Origin of the sequence: Microbulbifer jejuensis, assembly GCF_047289955.1 — a bacterium.
Lineage (GTDB): Bacteria > Pseudomonadota > Gammaproteobacteria > Pseudomonadales > Cellvibrionaceae > Microbulbifer.
This window is the reverse complement of sequence record NZ_JBLBUB010000025.1, coordinates 52341-71399: the sequence shown is the minus strand read 5'-3', so window position 1 is coordinate 71399 and position 19059 is coordinate 52341. Positions and strand designations below refer to the sequence as shown.

Here is a 19059-nt window from a genome sequence, read left to right as displayed (position 1 = left end):
ACTGTCTCATGTCGACCTGCAAACTCAACAACGGTATTCTTATCCATAGCAGTGTATTCCTGGTTGGTTGACTGTTTGGCGACAACAAATCAACCAGATACGCTGCTTTCTTTCAAACCCTCAAACACCAGATTCGGTTATAACTCAAGACATCCTGATGTTGCGTCAAATTGCCGAAAAGGTGCGGAGCGTCGTTCAGCGTTCAAAGTATACACGCAGTGTTCGACCGGATTGGGCTGGCGAAAGCCTGATACTGAATATGAACATCCAAGAGGACAGGGCGAGCATGTCCGGGGTTACCAATGCGGACATAGCCCTGTCATCTTCTACCGCGATCAGTGGGACACCCCTGGCCACTTTGCGCCAGGGGGACAAGGAGATTCCTATTGTCGCACAGCTGCGCCTGGACCAGCGTGGGCAGTTACAGGATGTAGAGGATCTTTATGTGTTTGCTGCAGACAGTGATATCCGTGTGCCGCTCAGGCAGGTGGCAACGGTGGATATCCATTTCTCTACGCAGAGAATTCACAGGTTGGAAAAATTCCGCACCATCACGGTGTTTGCCTACCCTTATGCCGGGTTTATATCGTCCGATATTATGGCGGATATCGAGAGGGACTTAAAAGAATTGGAGAGAACGCTCCCCAAGGGCTATCAGTTGCAGATATCCGGGGATGCTGCAAATGCCAGGCACGGATTCACGCAGTTACTGATCATCATGGCGGTGTCTTCCAGTGCAATTTTCCTGGCGCTTGTGTTTCAGTTCAGCAGTCTTGTCAAGCCGCTTGTGGTCTTTGCCGTTGTACCCTTAGGCATGGTGGGGGCTTTACTGGCACTCTACATGACCGGCCAAGCCTTTGGCTTTATGGCGTTTCTTGGTATTGTCAGCCTGATAGGCGTGATTGTCAGTCATATCATCGTGCTGTTTGACTTTATTGAAGTGCGCCAAAGGGCGGGTGACCCCTTTAGGGAGGCTCTGCTGGATGCCGGTATTATGCGATTGCGCCCCATCCTCATCACTATATCCGCGACCACCTTTGCACTGGTACCCCTCGCCTTTCATGGCGGCCCTTTGTGGCAACCTCTGTGCTTTGCTCAGATTGGGGGCTTGATGTTGGCTACTTGCGGTACCTTGTTATTGGTTCCGGTACTCTATGCCACCCTGGTGATGGACTTGAAATGGATTCGCTGGAGGGGCCAGGCCATCAAAGCAGAGCCTGGACCAGTGACATAGCCGGATTGCTCCACAGGGGTAAATGGTGGATCCCAGCGGAGATATTGCAGGCACCATTTGGCCCTGAGTGTCGATAAGGATTTCTGAATGGCAAGTCATGCTGCTGCTGTCTAGTATTGGCCTATATGGCGTGAATTTTTCCCACCCATATCGCTTACTGTCGTTATTATTACGAGGTTGGTCATGAGAAAGACAGCGAGAGAAACCCTGCACACCAAAGAGCACACGCGGCTCAATACCCCCACCGATTTGGGTGAGCGCGCGCGCGAAGACATTACCGGCTCGGTGAATACGCTGTTGGCAGATACCTTCGGGCTGTTTATGAAAACCAAGAATTTTCACTGGCATGTCAGCGGCCCACACTTTCGCGATTACCACCTGCTGTTTGATGAACAGGCAGAGGAGATTCTGGACATAACCGACGTACTGGCCGAGCGGGTGCGAAAGCTGGGTGGCACCACGCTGCACTCCATTGGTCATATCGCCAAACTGCAGCGCTCTTCCGATAATGACGCCGAGTATGTGGACCCGCAGGACATGTTGGCGGAACTGCGCGAGGACAATCAGGCAATGATTGTCCGTATGCGTGAGGTGCATGCACTCTGTGATGAGCACCGCGATGTCGGAACGAGCAGCCTGCTGGAGGAATTTATCGATCAGGCTGAAAGGCGGGCCTGGTTCCTGTTTGAGGCGAGCCGCAGCTCGGGCTTGACCCGGCACTAGGCTTGAAAAGTACCACCAACGGCCACGCAGTGGATGATATCTGTAATGGCACTGGATTGCCTTACCTGCTTGGAGAAATGCCAGCTTGGCTCAAGAGGGCTGCTGCCAGAGGAGCATCGCCTGGCTCGAGAATCCGGTGTTATTGCCACAGGTGATCTGATCAGGGAGGCTGCTGTCTTCGATATGCTGGTCGGGCAACCGGCCAGCCATTGCACCGGTGACTGAGAAGGCAGCGCGCTGGCCTATCAGCTCTTTAGAATAATCATCCGAAATATTCAAAGCCCAAAATTGATGACTATTTCCAGGGTGATCAGTCACAAAGCTGTTCATTGGTATTCAATCAATGGAAATTCAGCCAATTCAGGGAGGGATAAAAAAAGTAAAGCACTCCTGAAAGCCCTATCATGCCTCGGTTCCAGGGAAAGAGGGAATTGCGACGGGAATTCCCTGGGCTCCTCATTCTGGCTGGCGGTTTGCAAGGTTGCGCGCGCTTGTTTTGGATGAAAATTGTTCATAAAAGCCTTGATAGAACCTTTCTATTTTCATCTGATGGAAGTTTTTCACATCATATCAATGCGATGGCTAAATTCTTTGTTTTGGTGGATGTTTGTATAATTTTTAATCCATTCGGGCAATATTTGTTCTTCTGGTGGACGGTACTGTGCGGAATACAGCGTTCCTTTACTCGGTATTTACCCCGCTTGACACGGATTTTGGGTGATACCAAACTGGATAAATTGAGCAAAAAATAATCATGATTTTGCCTGAAAAGTAGACAGTCGGGTTCGGTTTTTACCTGATATGTCAGTAACGAGAAAAGGCAAGCCTATTGAAAAAGCGCGAGGCATTAATTAATAGTGTAGCCAGCTAACCAGGCTGGGCGAATCCTATCGTATAGTAGAGTTTGGACTATATGTTGATGGTCAATTCGTATACACTCTGCTGCTTGATTAGCTCGGCGGGCTATGCCTTGCCAGGCGGAGGTTCATCCAACATCACCGAGTTCGATTTCATTGGCTTAGCAGCACTCAATCGAGACACATTGTGTAGTCACCCAATCCTGGTAGTGGGGAGTAGTAGATTTAACTGGTCGTGAAAGGAAAAAATTCAGCAACCCCCATGTCGCCTGTGATAGGCAGGATCTTCTGGCTACTGAGACTAGAAAGATATTTGCATACACAAAAGACACAACGCTTGACACTAGTCTCCTGCATCCTCCTACAGCTTACAGCACAATTTTTCTAAAGCCTGCCGATCAAAGCTGAATTGGTAGGTAAATTAGAATATAGGTATTCGGTATCAGCTGGAACCTGCTCCTGCCCAATCTTTGTTGGGGGTAGGGGGTTGCAATGCCCGAGAGCAGTGGCAGAATGCAGCATTTTTTGCGGCAGCGTTCAGAGTGTTGAGCCGTTACTCTGGCATACATGAGAAATTACAATCCTTCAAATTTGGGGTAGATCGAAAGTGACTTATACTACTGATCCAGGCAGAGTACTAGAGGGCGACGAAATTGACCTGGCTGCCCTGATACAAGGATTGTGGGCTCAAAAATGGTTGATAATGGCAGCCACCTTCGTGATTACACTGGGGGCTGCACTTTATACATTCTCGAGTAAGCCGGTTTATGAGGCGCGTATTGCTGTACTGCCGCCGACACTCAGCGATATTGCTGGCTTCAACCTGGCGCGGGGTGGGAAGAGTGGGTTTACACCCTTCACGGTGGACGATATCTACGCTGTGTTTACTCGCAATCTGCAATCCGAGGAGAGCCGTCGCCAATTCTTCAGGGATGTATACTTGCCGTCTCTCGATAGTGAGCGGCGCTCAGGATCACAGGACCAGTTGTATACAGGGTTTGGCACGGTGCTTAAAATCAAGGCGCCGACCAAAAGCCAGCCAGCCTATTTTATTGTAGTGGAGCGCCATGACCCAGCACAGGCAGCCAAGTGGGCCAAAGACTATTTGGATCAGGTAACTCGCCAATCCATAACTGATGTTTTGAGCAACACGCAGCGTGAGGTGGAGATAAGAAGCCAGCAGATCCAGAAGGAGCTCAAAATCTTGAGGGAGTTTGCAAAAACTCATAAAAATGATCGCATCGTTAAACTCAGGGAGGCTTTGACTGTAGCAGAAGCAGTGGGACTGGAGAGGCCGCCCCTCATCAGCGGACAAGTCGCGCAACAGTTGGCCGCTTTCATGGATGGTGAGTTAATGTATATGCGTGGTACGAAAGCGCTCCGCGCTGAGATCGAGGCTTTGGAAGGTCGTGCATCGGATGACCCGTTTATACCTTTGTTACGCAACCTGGAAAAGCAATACAGTTCCCTTAATGGCGGCTTTCAGGTTTCCCCTGGAAATATGGCTGTTTCCCGCCCGGATGGCGCCGTGGAAACTCCAGATAAGCCTATCAAACCTAAAAAGGCATTAAGTTTGGTGCTGGGGGTGTTGCTTGGAGGCATGCTAGGTACCTTCATTGCATTAGTTCGATTGATGTTTAGTAAGCAACAACTTGCCGTTGCTCAAAATTCTTCATATTCAACTGGTCAGTCCACGCTAACAACTTGACAGGTTTTTTTATTGATGCTGGGCCGCAGAGGGCGTATTGCTTCTGACTACGTTTGCGTTGCATTTGATACCAAGAAGGTGCTCCGTAAATGATAGAACATTGTACTTAGAGTGTGCTAAATGCATTATTGAGAATAATTTTTAACTGGAGTTAGACCTGATGTCGGGGATTAGGCAGGCGAGTATTGCAAAATTCAAGAGTAAGGAGGCCATCATTGGTATAGTTGGTCTGGGCTATGTCGGTCTTCCTTTGATGCTAAGGTATAACGATATTGGCTATTGCGTACTTGGCATTGATATCGATACGGACAAAGTTTTTAAACTTAATGCTGGGCATAGTTATATCGAACATATATCTGATGAAAAGATTACGGATGCTTGCGAGACTGGTTTTGAGGCTACTTCCGATTTTCGGCGTGCAGTTGAGTGCGACGCTCTTATTCTGTGTGTACCAACCCCTCTCAACAAATATCGCGAGCCGGACATGAGCTTTGTAGTCAGCACAATTGATGCTGTCAAGCCCTATCTTCGTGATGGTCAAGTGGTTTCCCTAGAAAGCACCACATACCCAGGTACCACTGAAGAAGAACTGCTGCCTCGTATCGAGCAAAATGGTCTGTGCGTCGGTGAGAATATTTTTCTGATTTATTCCCCTGAGCGGGAAGATCCAGGTAACCCCGATTTCGAGACTCGTACTATTCCGAAAGTTATTGGTGGCCATACTGCTGCCTGCTTGGAGGTCGGGCTTTCTCTCTATGAGCATGCAATCGACAAGATCGTGCCTGTCAGCTCGACCAAAGTAGCGGAAATGACCAAATTGTTGGAAAATATTCACCGTGCAGTGAATATTGGTTTGGTCAACGAAATGAAGGTTGTTGCTGATCGTATGGGTATCGATATCTTTGAAGTAGTTGATGCAGCTGCTACCAAACCATTTGGTTTTACTCCTTACTATCCAGGGCCTGGATTGGGGGGGCATTGCATCCCCATCGATCCTTTTTACTTGACCTGGAAAGCTAGAGAATATGGTTTGCATACGCGCTTTATCGAACTGTCTGGCGAGGTCAACCAGGCAATGCCTGAGTACGTGGTCAACAAGCTCATGGATGGCCTTAATAACAATGGCAAGGCGTTGAAAGGAAGCAAGGTGTTGGTTCTCGGTATCGCCTACAAAAAGAATGTGGATGATATGCGTGAGTCGCCTTCAGTCGAAATTATGGAATTGCTGGAAGCTAAGGGTAGCCAAGTGGCTTACAGTGACCCCCATGTGTCGGTTTTCCCGAAAATGCGTGAGCATCATTTTAGTCTGTCCAGCGAGCCACTAACGACTGAATCGCTTCTCCGATTTGATGCGGTTGTACTCGCCACCGACCATGATGAATTCGACTATGATCTGATTCGCCAGAATGCGCGCCTGATTGTAGATAGTCGTGGAAAATACCGTGCACCTGAATCTCACATCATCAAAGCTTGATTCACTGGAGTTGAACTTTTGAAACGTTTTGCACTGATCGGCGCAGCCGGTTATATCGCTCCGCGCCACATGCGCGCAATCAAAGATAATGGTCATGAGTTGGTATCTGCTTATGATATCAACGACTCCGTCGGTATTATCGATAGTATTTCTCCGCAAAGTGAATTCTATACTGAGTTTGAACGTTTCGCTGAACATGCCTGGACTCTGAAGCGAAATTCTACGACCGAATTAGACTACGTTGCAGTTTGCTCACCAAATTATCTGCATCATGCTCATATCGCTGCTGGTTTGCGCTTGGGCTGCGACGTAATTTGTGAAAAACCGCTGGTGCCAACGCCCGAGCTACTTGATGAACTATCCCTTGTCGAGCGGGAAACTGATAGGAAGGTCTACAATATTCTCCAATTGCGGCATCACCAGGCAATTCTGGATCTAAAAGATAAAGTCGCTAATGAAGCTAGTGACGAGAAAAATGATGTAGAGCTGACTTATATTACCTCACGGGGTAAGTGGTACATGGAGAGCTGGAAAGGCGACCCGCGGAAGTCTTTCGGAGTGGCCACTAATATTGGTGTGCACTTCTTCGATATGTTACATTTTATTTTTGGTGATTTGCAACACAATGTTGTGCATTACAGTAGCGATTGCAAGGTAGCGGGTTATCTCGAATATGAGAACGCACGTGTTCGTTGGTTCCTATCCATCGATGCCAATGATCTACCTGAGTCAGTTAAAGGCAAAAAGCCTACGTACCGCTCGATTACTGTTAATAGCGAGGAGGTGGAGTTCTCGGAAGGATTTACAGACTTGCATACCATTAGTTATCGCGAAATTCTCGCCGGACGAGGCTATGGTATCGAAGATGCACGTCATTGTGTGGAAACCGTAGATGCGATCCGTTCTACTGTCATTACTAGCCCGGAATATAACAAGGGGCACCCATTCCTGCAGCGACTTATTTGATATTTGTAGATGTCAGCTTACTGGCAATCTGCATATTCACATAGTTGAGCAAAGAGGCCTATATGACCCACTATCAACATCCAAGTGCCATCGTCGATGATGGCGCACAAATTGGAGATGGTTCGCGCGTGTGGCACTTTGTACACGTTTGTGGCGGTGCTTCCATCGGAAAGGGAGTATCTCTTGGTCAAAATGTCTTCGTTGGAAACAAAGTCGTTATCGGTGACAACTGCAAGGTACAGAATAACGTTTCGGTATACGACAATGTCATTCTTGAAGAGGGGGTGTTCTGTGGGCCAAGCATGGTCTTTACCAATGTCTATAATCCACGTTCCTTAATTGTGCGCAAAGATCAGTATCGTGATACTTTGGTGAAAAAGGGGGCTACTCTCGGGGCTAATTGTACCATTGTCTGCGGTGTCACTATTGGTGAGTTTGCCTTTATCGGTGCGGGTGCAGTGGTGAACAAGGATGTATCGGATTATGCATTGATGGTTGGTTTGCCTGCGCGACAAATTGGTTGGATGAGCGCATTTGGTGAACAGCTGGATTTGCCAATTAAAGGCGAAGGGGAAGGGACATGCCAGCACACGAATGCACGGTATATTTTGAATGGCACCACCCTCAAAAAAGTGGATGTGCAGTAAATGATTGAGTTCATAGATCTAAAGGCCCAGCAAAGACTCATTAAGGAGAGGATCGACGCAGGAATTCAGCGTGTCCTGACTCATGGCCAATATATTCTAGGTCCGGAGGTCTCCGAGTTGGAAGAAAGACTAGCTGATTTTGTTGGGTGTAAATACTGTATCAGTTGCGCCAATGGTACTGATGCTCTGCAGATTGCCCAGATGGCTTTGGGAATTGGTCCTGGTGATGAAGTCATTACCCCTGGGTTTTCTTATATTGCTACAGCTGAAACGGTCGCTCTCTTAGGTGCAAAGCCGGTATACGTAGATGTCGATCCACGTACCTACAACCTTGATCCGAAGCTGTTGGAAGCCGCAATCACCCCGCGTACTAAGGCTATTATTCCAGTTTCACTCTATGGACAGTGTGCTGACTTTGATTCTATTAATGCAGTTGCCGCCAGATACAATATGCCCGTAATTGAAGATGCAGCACAGAGCTTTGGGGCTATCTATAAGGGCAACCGCTCTTGTGGTTTGACGACAATTGCTTGCACAAGTTTCTTTCCTAGCAAGCCATTGGGCTGCTATGGCGATGGCGGTGCGATTTTTACCAATGATGAAGAATTGGCAAGAGTGCTACGCCAGATTGCTAGGCACGGGCAAGATCGTCGTTACCATCATATTCGGGTCGGCGTTAATAGTCGTTTAGACACGCTGCAAGCTGCAATCCTGCTGCCCAAGCTTGAGATTTTTGCGGAAGAAATCCAGCTGCGTCAAAAGGTAGCCCGGGCTTACAATGCATTACTGGGGCGGGATGGGGAAGAAAGGGCTCCATATATCGAGCCTCATAATACTAGCGTTTATGCCCAATATACTATCCGTGTTAAGAATAGGGCTAATGTACAGGCAACCCTTAAAGGTGCCAATATTCCAACCGCAGTGCATTACCCCGTTCCGTTAAATAAACAACCGGCGGTAGCGGATAATGACGCTTCGCTGCCGATAGGAGACACAGTGGCTGAAGAGGTGTTGAGTTTGCCGATGCATCCGTATTTGGCGGATGAGCAGCTTTCTGCCATCGTTGAGATTTTATAAAAGGCGATAGATTATTCTCCCGCAGCTTTAGGGGCGTGACCCGGTCTCGAAGTTACCAGATGTAGAGTTGTAATCTTGATTATATTGAGTGGTTAGTGGAGAGCAAGTGTAGGCCAGTTTAACAAGAAAGGTTTTTAAGTGAAAGTGTTAGTTTTGGGACCGATTAGTTCACCAATAATTAGACGGCTTCAGTCCAGCCTGACGAATGAGGGCTTTAATGTTGTAGTTGCGTCACATAATGCCAAGCATGTTGAAAGTGCGATTGACCTTGGAGAATTGAAGTCATTCTGGGGGTATTTGAATTTTATTAAAATTCGAAAATTAATAAAGAAATACAAGCCAGATATAGTACATGCTCACGGACTAAATCATTATGGGCTGCTTTGCCTGTTTCAGTCCCGCCCGTTAGTTGTTGCGCTCTGGGGGTCGGACGTGTTATTGGCGCCGACCTCGGGGAACATATTCAAGAAATATGTCTTCAAGTTTATCAATAAGTTAGTTTTAAGGAAATCCACTAGGCTGCATACTTCCGCCCTCTATGTTGCTGAAGAAGCAAATAAACAGTGTCCTGGAGCACTTGAAAAGACAGATATATTTTACTGGGGATTTCCCCTAAATAGACCAAATGATTTAGCGCTAGCTGAAGTTGGAAGAAAACTTGAAGAGGAATTTTCTCTGTGTGGAAACGGATATATCGTTTTTCCACGCGGACTAGCTGGTGTTTATAATCCTGAGGCGGCAGCAAAAATAATAAATACGATGCTCGCAGAAAACATAAAGAATCAAATCGTTGTTCTTCAAGGGTTTGCCGCTTCGAATGATGTTGATAGGTTTCTGCAATGTGTGGATGTGTCAAAGATCAGACTGATTGATAGGTTGCTTGATGAAGGCGAGCTTTATTATATATATGAAAAGTCCGACGTTCATTTTTCTATTCCACTGTCAGACAGCCTAGGAGGAGGGGTTGTAGAGCCTTCACTGCTGGGAAGTTTCCCTGTATTAAGTGATTTACCATCCTATAAGGATTATCTATCCCAAAATAAAGGATATATGCTGTTGGATTATGATAAATCCACTCTTTTTGAGCTGGCCCATAAAATTAAATCCGGTGAGATTGGGAAGTCATCACTAAATGTGCCAACACTGAAGTATGGATTGCGTTCTGTTCTTTCAAAGCTAAAACTGACATACGCTCTTGCGGCTTCAGAGAAACATTAAAGTGAATGTAAATAGAGTCTTGCAATTTTCCATTGGGCCGATTGCAGGGGCTGTCCTTGGGCTAATTAGCGTTCCTATGGTGGCTTGGTATTTTTCTGCCGAGGATATCGGGCGGCTAAGCATATTGCAGGTGACAATTAATTTCATCCTGATATTATGTAGCTTAGGCTTGGATCAAGCGTATGTGAGAGAGTATTATGCGTCTAATGATAAGTTGACTTTACTAAAGACCTGCTTGCTTCCTGGTTTAGTTATCTTAATACCGTTGTTAGTGTTAACATCGTTTTCGCCTTTTTCATTGTCAAGTTTGTTATTTGATGTTGATTCTATTTATTTATCGATAATCTTATTTTTTGGTATTTTTTCCTCTTTCTTTGCTCGGTATATAAGCTTGATTTTAAGGATGGGTGAGCAGGGGGTGGCCTATTCCTTGGCTCAGGCTCTTCCTAGATTGATTTATCTAGTGATAATTGGTTGTTATATTGCCGTTACGTTTAGTGCTAATAGCGAAAGCCTTTTGTTGGCTTATGTGTGCTCTCATATGATCGCCATGCTTGTTTTCGCTTGGTTTACTCGCGATCAGTGGATACCTATATTCGTAGCCAGTACTGACCGGAAGAAGCTGAGCCAAATGATAAACTACGGACTTCCTTTGGTTGCTAGCGGGTTGGCATTTTGGGGCTTAAAAGCAACGGATAAGTTTTTTTTGCGGGCTTTTTCCTCATTTGAAGAACTGGGTATTTATGCGGTGGCGCTTAGTTTTTCAGGAGTAGCTCTTGTTCTTCAAGCGGTTTTCTCTGTCGTTTGGGCTCCAACCATATATAAGTGGATGGCGGAGGGAGTGGAGCCGGGCCGAATAAAGAAGTTCGTTGATTTAACTATATTGGGGGTTGTGGTTGTATGGTCGGCAGCCGGGCTGCTTTCATTTTTAGTTTCCTATGTTTTACCCTCCGAATATAAAGCAGTTGAATCCATATTTGTTGCAGCTATGGCTTACCCATTGCTTTATACAGCATCAGAGGCCACTGGGGTCGGGGTTGGTATACAACGAAAAACTTTCTATACAATGCTGGCTACGTTCTTGGCATTGACTGCAAATATTATCTTTAATTATTTTTTAATACCTGAGTATGGTGCAGCAGGTGCTGCGATTGCATCTGCGCTTGCATTTTGGGTTTTTTTTGTTGTTCGAACAGAGGTTTCGGCTTTGGTGTGGGTGTCGTTTCCAAGGCTGGCTATGCATTCGTTGATCGCAATAGCTCTTGTTGCATCTATCTTTAGTGCTGTTCCCTTAGAGTTTTTCGGGAAGAGACTGATTTGGGCTGGAGTCATGATTGTTGCACTTATAGTTTATAGAGAGTGCCTTTTTAAAGTTTATAATAGAATTAGCGTAGATCACCCAGTTAGATCTCCGGGTCTGGAGTAGGTGTTAATGTCGTATTTTTTATGTAACATTGCTTTGTTCGTCTGCTGTGGGGTTGGCTGGCATTTTCGGTATAAAATATGATGCAGAGTAGATTTCTGTTTTTTTGTGTTTTTCTTGTGTTGGCTGGTAGTATTTTTTCGCTAATTGCGTATCTATCAGAAAGTCCACTGATGGTCTTTCTTAGTTGCTTTCTCTGCTTGCTAATTGTTGCAAGTGGTTTATTTATTAGAGGGAATGATATTTTCTCCCCATTGACGTGGTTTTCGATTACTTATTTTGGCTATGTTGTTGGGGGAGTCTATTATTCTTTTGGTGAGGCGAATTACGGTAAGTTTCTAATTTTAACTGAAACCCCATTAGAAGTTGTTTCTGGATATATGGTTGTATCTTTGCTGTGGGCTATTACGTGTTACTTTATGTTCTGTTTTGGTTATGGGATTTTTAGTGTTAGGAGTTCTTTTTCCGCAAAGATTGGTGCTGCTGATTTATTTATGCGGCCGGAGTTTTCTAGGGTTGCCCATTGTTTAATCCCCGTTTTGCTAATCATTGGATTTTTTTATTGGGTTTATGTGGCTTACGAGGCTGCTGGGGGTATCTTGGGGTTGGTGGTGAAGTTTCAAGCTTTTCGTCACTTGATTGCTGATAAGAATATATCGACATTGCCATACCATTTATATTACGCGGGAATATTTTTGTGGCTTTTGGTGCTAGTCAAAGATAGTGGGAAGATTGGTTTTTTGTTTATCCTTCTTTCCTTTGTGGGGTTGGTGATAAATTTGACTCAGGGGCGAATTATGCTCTCAATAACCTTTGTTCTTGCTCAGATGTTCTTCGTTGGATTGGCGATGGGAGATAGGGCCAAAGGTGTAAAGCTTGTTTTCAATATATGCCTGTTGGGAAGTGTTGCTGTCTTCGTGTATTTTTTGAGAATTTTAAGCAATTATTATTTTATTGGTTCCGATGCGGCGGTAATTTCTGGTGGGGTAGATTTTTTTCGGGACTTTTTTGATAAGATGGTGGGTTCCGGAAATGTGGCTGATTTGCAACAGCTTCTTATAATTTTCCGTACTTGGAGTTGGGATGAACCTTTGTTTGGCGTTACTTATTTCGATTGGATTGGAAATTCTTTTGGTCACCTGGTTGGGGTGGAACCCTCATCTATAGGACTTACAATTAAAGAGATTTATTTCCCTGTTAGTTCTGGTGCTCCGACTCCTGGGGCAATTGGTGAGGCGTTCGTAAATTTTAGCGTGCTTGGTCCGTTTTTCATGATGTTTGTCGGGGCTTTTTTTGCCCTTTTATATAGGAGTGTTAAGAGGTCTGGGAGCTATTTGTTGTTGATGATCTATTCAATATTTTTGGCTCGGTTTGTACTTTTGTATCCAAAAGTGGATTCAACAATGATGTCTAATTTCTTCTGGGGGGTTGCTCCTTTTTTGATGATTGTATTTGGTATCTATATCTTATTGCTTGGAGCTAGGCGACTCGCGAAGAATCCTGTAACCACGTCTGCTGTATTTTGATGTTGTTTAAAATTTTTTGGAGTAAGGCTGGTTTCGATCAGGAAGCTTGGAGTCATGTGAGTGTGATTGATCATAAATGGAACTTTTTGTTTCATTATGCATGCTGTACTGATATGTAAATTCGCCAACCTTATGGCAGCTTATGATTCATTGGCGCCATTTATGTTTGCTCTATTGTTGTTGTAAGGAAAAATCTTGAAAGTCGCTCATCTTACTTCTGTGCATCGGCGCTACGACACACGTATTTTTTTGAAGGAGTGCCGTTCTCTTGCTGCTGCAGGATATGGCGTTTCGTTAATTGTGGCTGACGGCAAAGGCTACGAGCAATGCGAAGGTGTTGGCATCTACGATGTGGGTAGTTCTAACGGGCGAGTGGATCGCATTCGTAATACCACGGGCCATGTGCTCGAAAAGGCTAAAGAGATTGATGCACATATCTATCACCTGCACGATCCCGAACTGATTCCAGCGGGGTTAAGGCTAAAAAAGCTCGGGAAAAAGGTAATCTTTGATGCTCACGAAGATGTGCCCAAGCAGCTCCTTGGCAAACCTTATTTGAGTAAGCCTGCTAAGTGGTTGTTTTCCAATGCGTTTGGATTTTATGAGCGTTGGGCCTGCGCGAAGCTGGATGGCATCCTCGCGGCTACGCCGGCTATTCGTGATAAGTTTTTATCAATTAACACCAGTTCGATTGATATAAACAATTATCCTATGTTTGGTGAGCTGGCGACTGGCGATATTGATTGCTCTCAGAAAAAGAGGCAAGTTTGTTACATCGGGGGAATGGCTCGCATCCGTGGAATAGTGGAAGTAATACAGTCTTTAGAGCATGTGGAGTCAGATGTTAGATTACAACTGGGGGGCAAGTTTTCTGAGAAGCCTGTAGAACAGGCCGTACAAAAAGAAAAAGGCTGGCAACAGGTTGATGCGTTGGGCTACTTAAGCCGTGAAGAAGTAAAGGATTTGTTGAGTCGTTCAATGGCAGGTTTAGTGACTTTCCATCCGTTGCCTAATCATATTGATGCTCAACCAAACAAGATGTTCGAGTATATGAGTGCTGGTGTCCCCGTCATTGCCTCGCACTTTCCTCTGTGGAAGCAGGTCATTGAGGGTAACCGATGTGGCATATGTGTTGATCCAATGAATCCTCAGTCGATAGCTGAAGCAATTGATTATCTTTTAACTCATCCTGAAGAGGCTGAACAGATGGGGCGTAATGGGCAGCGGGCGGTTAATGAGCGTTACAATTGGGGTATTGAAGAGCGTAAATTACTTGAACTCTACTCCAATCTATTTTGATGTTAGGGGGTGTCAATGAAACTGCTTACAATTATTGGTGCGCGACCTCAGTTTATTAAGGCTAGTGTGGTTTCCAGAGCAATAGACGAACAGGAAGGTTTCTCCGAAATAATAGTCCATACTGGCCAACACTTTGATGCTAACATGTCGGATGTGTTTTTCAATCAGCTGGGTATCCCGCGGCCTAATTATCAATTGAATATTCATGGCGGTTTGCACGGTGAGATGACCGGTCGGATGCTGGCTGATATTGAGCGAGTGATGCTCAAGGAGGCCCCTGACCGTGTTCTGGTTTACGGTGATACAAATTCAACATTGGCGGGGGCTTTGGCTGCAGCTAAATTACATATCCCGATTGCGCATATTGAGGCAGGGCTGCGAAGCTTTGATATGCGTATGCCAGAGGAGATCAATCGTATTCTTACAGACCAAGTGAGTGATGTATTATTTTGTCCCACCACGGCGGCTGTTGACAATTTGGCGCGAGAGGGTTTTTCTGACAGGCCCGTTAAAATCTTGAATGTTGGTGATGTGATGCAGGATAGCGCGTTATTTTTTGCTAAGCGTGCCGTGGCACCAAAAGGCTTGAGTCTGCCTGATGGTTTTATCCTCGCGACATTACACAGGGCGGAAAATACTAATGATCCCGCTAGATTGCAGGCGATAGTCAATGCTTTACTGGTCATCCATGAGACAGTTGCGCCAATCGTTTTGCCTTTACACCCTCGCACTCGAGCCGCGATCCACAAGGCTGGTTTAACTCTCGATGTACATGTAATCGATCCAGTTGGTTATTTCGAAATGATATGGTTATTACAACACTGTGGGTTGGTATTAACTGACAGTGGAGGTGTTCAGAAGGAGGCATTTTTCTTCGGTAAATCCTGCGTCACTATGCGTGATCAAACTGAATGGATTGAATTGGTGAACATTGAAGTGAATGAATTGGTTGGTGCTGACCAGGATGGCATAATTACTGCTGTCGGTAGGCGCTTTGGCCAGTTGGTCGAGGATCAGAATAATCTCTATGGTGGTGGTCAGGCATCTAAGTGTATAGCTAAATTTTTGCGCAATATATAGATAATCATGGCTAAAAAAACTATTTGGTTGATTAATCAATACTCTTCTACACCTAAAACCGGAATGGGTGGGCGGCATTACTATTTCGCACATGAGCTTTCTAAGCAGGGCTATAATGTTTACCTGATCGCAGCCAGCTATACCCACTTACTCCGAAATCCGCCATGTGTTAAGCAATCTCATGAGGTTCACTCGTTGGAAGGCTTTAACATTGTATGGGTTAAATTGCCTCGCTACCCTAATGCACATAGTAAAAGGCGTGTTTTTAATTGGTTTGCTTTTTCATGGAGGTTGCGTGGGCTTAAGAGTGTTATTCCGGATTCACCAGATGTAATTTTATATTCTTCCCCTTCATTAGTGGGTTTTTTAGGCGCAAAATATCTGGCGAGTTACTATCGTGCTCGTCTGGCTTTTGAGGTTCGTGATATATGGCCGCTTACTTTGGTTGAGCTAGGTGGGTATTCCAGAAAACATCCATTCATTCGTTTTTTGCAGTGGGTGGAGGATAAGGCTTACCGAAAGGCTGATGTCGTTGTTTCAAACCTCAAAAATTCTGTTTCTCACATGGTCGCTAGGGGTATGAGCCCAGAAAAATTCTCCTGGGTTGCTAATGGCTTTTCCATAAAAGAAGTCTCTAAAAAGAAAGAGTTGAATAAGTCTGCCTGTGAGCAGTTCCCGGATGGTGAATTTCTTGTGGGCTATGCGGGGACCTTTGGCGTAGCCAATGCACTGGATTCATTGGTTCTGGCTGCTGAGAATTTAAAAGAATATTTCGACATCCGGATAATTTTGGTAGGTTCTGGAAAGGACAGAAATAACCTTGAGGGGTTGGTTCAGAGTAAGGGGCTTACTAATGTTCACTTTGTAGATCCTGTTCCTAAACCCCAAGTTCAATCAGTATTGGAGCGTTTTGATGTATGCTTCATTGGTTTGACGGGAGATCCACTGTTTAGATTTGGTGTCTCACCAAATAAACTGTTTGATTATTTGTATTCGGCAAAACCTATTATTTACGCTATTGATTCTGGCGCCTATAAACCTATATCTGATAGCAAGTCGGGCATTCAGATTCCAGCTGAAAACCCTAAAGCTATCGCTGATGCAATCTTGAAACTTTACCGTATGCCTGAATCTGAGCGTGCAACCTTAGGTGATAATGGTCGGCGTTACGCATTAGAAAATCATGAGTATGCTAAGCTGGCCAAAAATTTAGCCCGAGCTCTATTTGGTGATAAATGATTAAGCGTTTTTTTGATATTTTCGCTTCCCTTTTGGGGTTACTCTTACTATGCCCCGCAATAGCTTTTGTTAGCTGGCAGGTCCATCGTAAGCTGGGTTCGCCCGTATTTTTTTATCAAGTTCGTCCTGGCCTTAATGGTCGCCCATTTAAAATGATCAAGTTTCGAACCATGCGTGATGCACAGGATTTCAGAGGTAATTCCTTATCGGATGCTGAACGTATGACGTCGCTGGGTAATTTCTTGCGCTCCATGAGCTTGGATGAGTTGCCAGAACTCTGGAATGTACTAAAAGGCGATATGAGTTTGGTCGGCCCTCGACCACTGTTAATGGAGTACTTACCGCTATACACTGTTGAGCAGTATCGTCGCCATGACGTGCGACCTGGTTTAACGGGTTGGGCACAAGTCAATGGCCGAAATGCATTGAGTTGGGAAGAAAAATTTCAGCTGGATATTTGGTATGTGAATAATCGATCATTTTGGTTGGATCTGAAAATTCTTTTCCTCACTGTCAAGAAGGTGATAATGCGTGATGGTATCAGTGCCGATGGAGAGGTAACTATGTCTAAATTTACCGGCGACCAGCGTCGATGAAATTGGCCATCTTGGGCGCAAGTGGGCATGGTAAGGTTGTGGCAGATACCGCCGAATACTGTGGTTGGCAGAGTATCCAATTTTTTGATGATGCATGGCCCGGGCTGCGAACGAATGGCGTGTGGCCTGTCGTGGGTGACACTGCTGTGTTGATGAAACAGGTAGCCAAATTCGATGGAGTGCTGGTTGCTATTGGCGACAATCGGGTCCGTTATTGCAAGCTCTGTGAGTTACTGTCAGTGGGAGCTCCGGTGGTGACACTGATCCACCCGGCTGCCAATGTGAGCCGTTACTCCTCGGTTGGTGTAGGAACGGTCGTTTTTGCTGGTGCTGTGGTTAATGTTAACACTAATATTGGCCTTGGCTGCATTATTAATACTGGATGTAGTGTCGATCACGATTGCATATTGGGTGGTGCGGTGCATATTAGCCCGGGAGCACGACTTGCTGGAGGCGTGGTAGTGGGCGAATTGAGTTGGGTTGGTATTGGCGCCAGTGTGCGTCAATTGGTTTGTGTCGGTAAGGGTGTGACGATCGGCGCAGGCTCGGCGGTTTTAGATGATATCCCAAATGATTTAACTGTGGTTGGTGTGCCAGCCAAGAAGATAAGATAGCTAGAAATTTTATGCTCAATACATCATTCTCTCCATGGCCTTCTTTTTCAGAGGAAGAAGCCAATGCCGTTCAGGCTGTAATTCTTTCCAATAGGGTCAACTATTGGACTGGGCTGGAGTGCCGAGAATTTGAGAGGAGCTTTGCTGCATGGGCAGATGCTAAGCACGCGATAGCTTTGGCGAATGGGACTGTTGCGCTTGATTTAGCCTTACAGGGGCTGAGTATAGGCGCTGGTGATGAAGTGATTGTCACGCCACGCACCTTCCTTGCTTCGGTGTCAAGTATCGTAAATGCAGGTGCGACCCCAATTTTTGCTGATGTCGACAATGAATCACAGAATATCACTGCAGAAACTATTAGTGCTGTTCTTACACCGCGTACGCGCGCAATAATATGTGTACATCTCGCAGGCTGGCCCTGTGATATGGACCCTATTATGGCGCTTGCCGCTGATCATGACCTGAAAGTGATTGAGGATTGTGCTCAGGCACATGGGGCACGTTATAAAAGTCGACCGGTTGGGTCAATTGGCCATGTTGGTACTTGGTCATTCTGCCAAGATAAAATTATGACCACTGCTGGAGAGGGGGGCATGGTAACCACCAATGACCGAGAGTTGTGGTCTCGTATGTGGTCAATTAAAGATCACGGTAAGTCGTGGGAAGCTGTTTATGAACATGAGCATGCTCCGGGTTTCCGTTGGCTCCATGAAAGCTTCGGTACTAATTGGCGAATGATGGAAGTGCAAGCGGTAATCGGTCGTATTCAACTGCAGCGTATGCCTGATTGGCATGCGAAACGTATAGCGAATGCAGAACGGATTTGGTCAGTCGCCAATGAACTTACTGGGCTCCGTGTTCCGCAGCTGCCCGCGGATATTGTTCATGCAGTATATAAATGCTATGTGTTTATAGATCCCTCTGAGCTGAAAGGTGACTGGAGCCGTGACCGTATCCTTTCTGAAATTACAGAGCAGGGCGTGCCTTGCTTCTCTGGCTCTTGCTCTGAGGTATACCTGGAGAAAGCATTTGAAGGCACTGGGTGGCGTCCGGTTAAACGTCTGTCAGTAGCCAGGGAGTTGGGTGAAACCAGCCTGATGTTTCTTGTGCATCCAACATTGACCAATGCGGAAATTGATAGAACCTGTTCTGTGCTGGTTGATGTCATGCAAAGAGCAGTTTAATAAGCTTATCGTCTTTTACATATGTAATTGCCAGAAGGCTACTGTTGTTGCCTTGCCCACTCAATATGGAATGTGGCATATCTTGATGAGTTTGGATTTTTCCTGGATGGAAGAGACATTTAAAATGAGGCAAATTGAATAGTGATGACTAATGACGATCAGTTGTGACTCGTTGGTACGATAAAAATGTATGG

At 45.6% G+C, this 19059-nt stretch carries 18 protein-coding genes; 17 read left to right on the top strand and 1 reads right to left on the bottom strand.

All coding sequences use genetic code 11. The annotated features are described in order from the left end of the window. Positions 1 to 67 precede the first annotated feature (67 nt). Both ACL7TT_RS15840 and ACL7TT_RS15835 read left to right on the top strand, forming a co-directional pair. Positions 68 to 1234: an efflux RND transporter permease subunit gene (locus ACL7TT_RS15840; protein WP_413396847.1), complete on the top strand. Its 1167-nt coding sequence runs from the start codon at positions 68 to 70 to the stop codon at positions 1232 to 1234. A 183-nt stretch (positions 1235 to 1417) separates the two neighbouring features. Beyond that, a complete protein-coding gene (locus ACL7TT_RS15835) occupies positions 1418 to 1957 on the top strand; it encodes a Dps family protein (protein ID WP_413396845.1) in 540 nt (179 codons plus the stop codon). A gap of 90 nt (positions 1958 to 2047) precedes the next feature. Here ACL7TT_RS15835 and ACL7TT_RS15830 read toward each other — a convergent pair whose 3' ends face one another. Next, positions 2048 to 2287, bottom strand: coding sequence for a hypothetical protein (locus tag ACL7TT_RS15830; RefSeq protein WP_413396843.1), 240 nt, complete (start codon positions 2285 to 2287; stop codon positions 2048 to 2050). 101 nt (positions 2288 to 2388) lie between these two features. On the opposite strand from ACL7TT_RS15830, the gene ACL7TT_RS15825 reads away from it, so the two are divergent. From ACL7TT_RS15825 to ACL7TT_RS15755, 15 genes are all read left to right on the top strand, one after another. Next, the gene (locus ACL7TT_RS15825) at positions 2389 to 2709 is read left to right on the top strand and encodes a hypothetical protein (protein ID WP_413396842.1); all 321 of its coding nucleotides are present in this window, start codon (positions 2389 to 2391) and stop codon (positions 2707 to 2709) included. Positions 2710 to 3421: 712 nt separating this feature from the next. Next, positions 3422 to 4522 (top strand): LPS O-antigen chain length determinant protein WzzB, encoded by a 1101-nt coding sequence (locus ACL7TT_RS15820; protein WP_413396841.1) that lies wholly within the window; start codon positions 3422 to 3424, stop codon positions 4520 to 4522. A 160-nt stretch (positions 4523 to 4682) separates the two neighbouring features. Beyond that, the gene (wbpA, locus tag ACL7TT_RS15815; RefSeq protein WP_413396839.1) at positions 4683 to 5996 is read left to right on the top strand and encodes a UDP-N-acetyl-D-glucosamine 6-dehydrogenase; all 1314 of its coding nucleotides are present in this window, start codon (positions 4683 to 4685) and stop codon (positions 5994 to 5996) included. A gap of 18 nt (positions 5997 to 6014) precedes the next feature. Then, complete coding sequence (locus ACL7TT_RS15810) at positions 6015 to 6962, top strand: Gfo/Idh/MocA family protein (RefSeq protein ID WP_413396837.1); 948 nt, start codon at positions 6015 to 6017, stop codon at positions 6960 to 6962. 62 nt (positions 6963 to 7024) lie between these two features. Beyond that, the gene (wbpD, locus tag ACL7TT_RS15805) at positions 7025 to 7609 is read left to right on the top strand and encodes a UDP-2-acetamido-3-amino-2,3-dideoxy-D-glucuronate N-acetyltransferase (RefSeq protein WP_413396835.1); all 585 of its coding nucleotides are present in this window, start codon (positions 7025 to 7027) and stop codon (positions 7607 to 7609) included. Then, complete coding sequence (locus ACL7TT_RS15800; RefSeq protein ID WP_413396833.1) at positions 7610 to 8686, top strand: DegT/DnrJ/EryC1/StrS family aminotransferase; 1077 nt, start codon at positions 7610 to 7612, stop codon at positions 8684 to 8686. 138 nt (positions 8687 to 8824) lie between these two features. Continuing rightward, on the top strand, positions 8825 to 9904 hold the full coding sequence (locus ACL7TT_RS15795; RefSeq protein WP_413396832.1) for a glycosyltransferase: 1080 nt from the start codon (positions 8825 to 8827) through the stop codon (positions 9902 to 9904). A gap of 1 nt (position 9905) precedes the next feature. Beyond that, positions 9906 to 11330, top strand: coding sequence for a lipopolysaccharide biosynthesis protein (locus ACL7TT_RS15790; protein ID WP_413396831.1), 1425 nt, complete (start codon positions 9906 to 9908; stop codon positions 11328 to 11330). A 77-nt stretch (positions 11331 to 11407) separates the two neighbouring features. Next, positions 11408 to 12853, top strand: a complete 1446-nt coding sequence (locus ACL7TT_RS15785) for an O-antigen polymerase (protein WP_413396829.1) — start codon at positions 11408 to 11410, stop codon at positions 12851 to 12853. Positions 12854 to 13048: 195 nt separating this feature from the next. Next, positions 13049 to 14152, top strand: coding sequence for a glycosyltransferase family 4 protein (locus ACL7TT_RS15780; protein WP_413396827.1), 1104 nt, complete (start codon positions 13049 to 13051; stop codon positions 14150 to 14152). 15 nt (positions 14153 to 14167) lie between these two features. Next, positions 14168 to 15232: a non-hydrolyzing UDP-N-acetylglucosamine 2-epimerase gene (wecB, locus tag ACL7TT_RS15775; protein ID WP_413396826.1), complete on the top strand. Its 1065-nt coding sequence runs from the start codon at positions 14168 to 14170 to the stop codon at positions 15230 to 15232. Between the two features lie 6 nt (positions 15233 to 15238). Next, a complete protein-coding gene (locus ACL7TT_RS15770) occupies positions 15239 to 16471 on the top strand; it encodes a glycosyltransferase family 4 protein (protein WP_413396825.1) in 1233 nt (410 codons plus the stop codon). Next, on the top strand, positions 16468 to 17067 hold the full coding sequence (locus ACL7TT_RS15765; RefSeq protein WP_413396824.1) for a sugar transferase: 600 nt from the start codon (positions 16468 to 16470) through the stop codon (positions 17065 to 17067). Before ACL7TT_RS15770 ends, ACL7TT_RS15765 begins: the two co-directional genes overlap by 4 nt. Continuing rightward, positions 17064 to 17681 (top strand): acetyltransferase, encoded by a 618-nt coding sequence (locus tag ACL7TT_RS15760; protein WP_413396823.1) that lies wholly within the window; start codon positions 17064 to 17066, stop codon positions 17679 to 17681. The genes ACL7TT_RS15765 and ACL7TT_RS15760 overlap by 4 nt, the downstream gene beginning before the upstream one ends. A gap of 11 nt (positions 17682 to 17692) precedes the next feature. Further along, positions 17693 to 18865 (top strand): DegT/DnrJ/EryC1/StrS family aminotransferase, encoded by a 1173-nt coding sequence (locus ACL7TT_RS15755; RefSeq protein WP_413396821.1) that lies wholly within the window; start codon positions 17693 to 17695, stop codon positions 18863 to 18865. Positions 18866 to 19059: the final 194 nt, after the last annotated feature.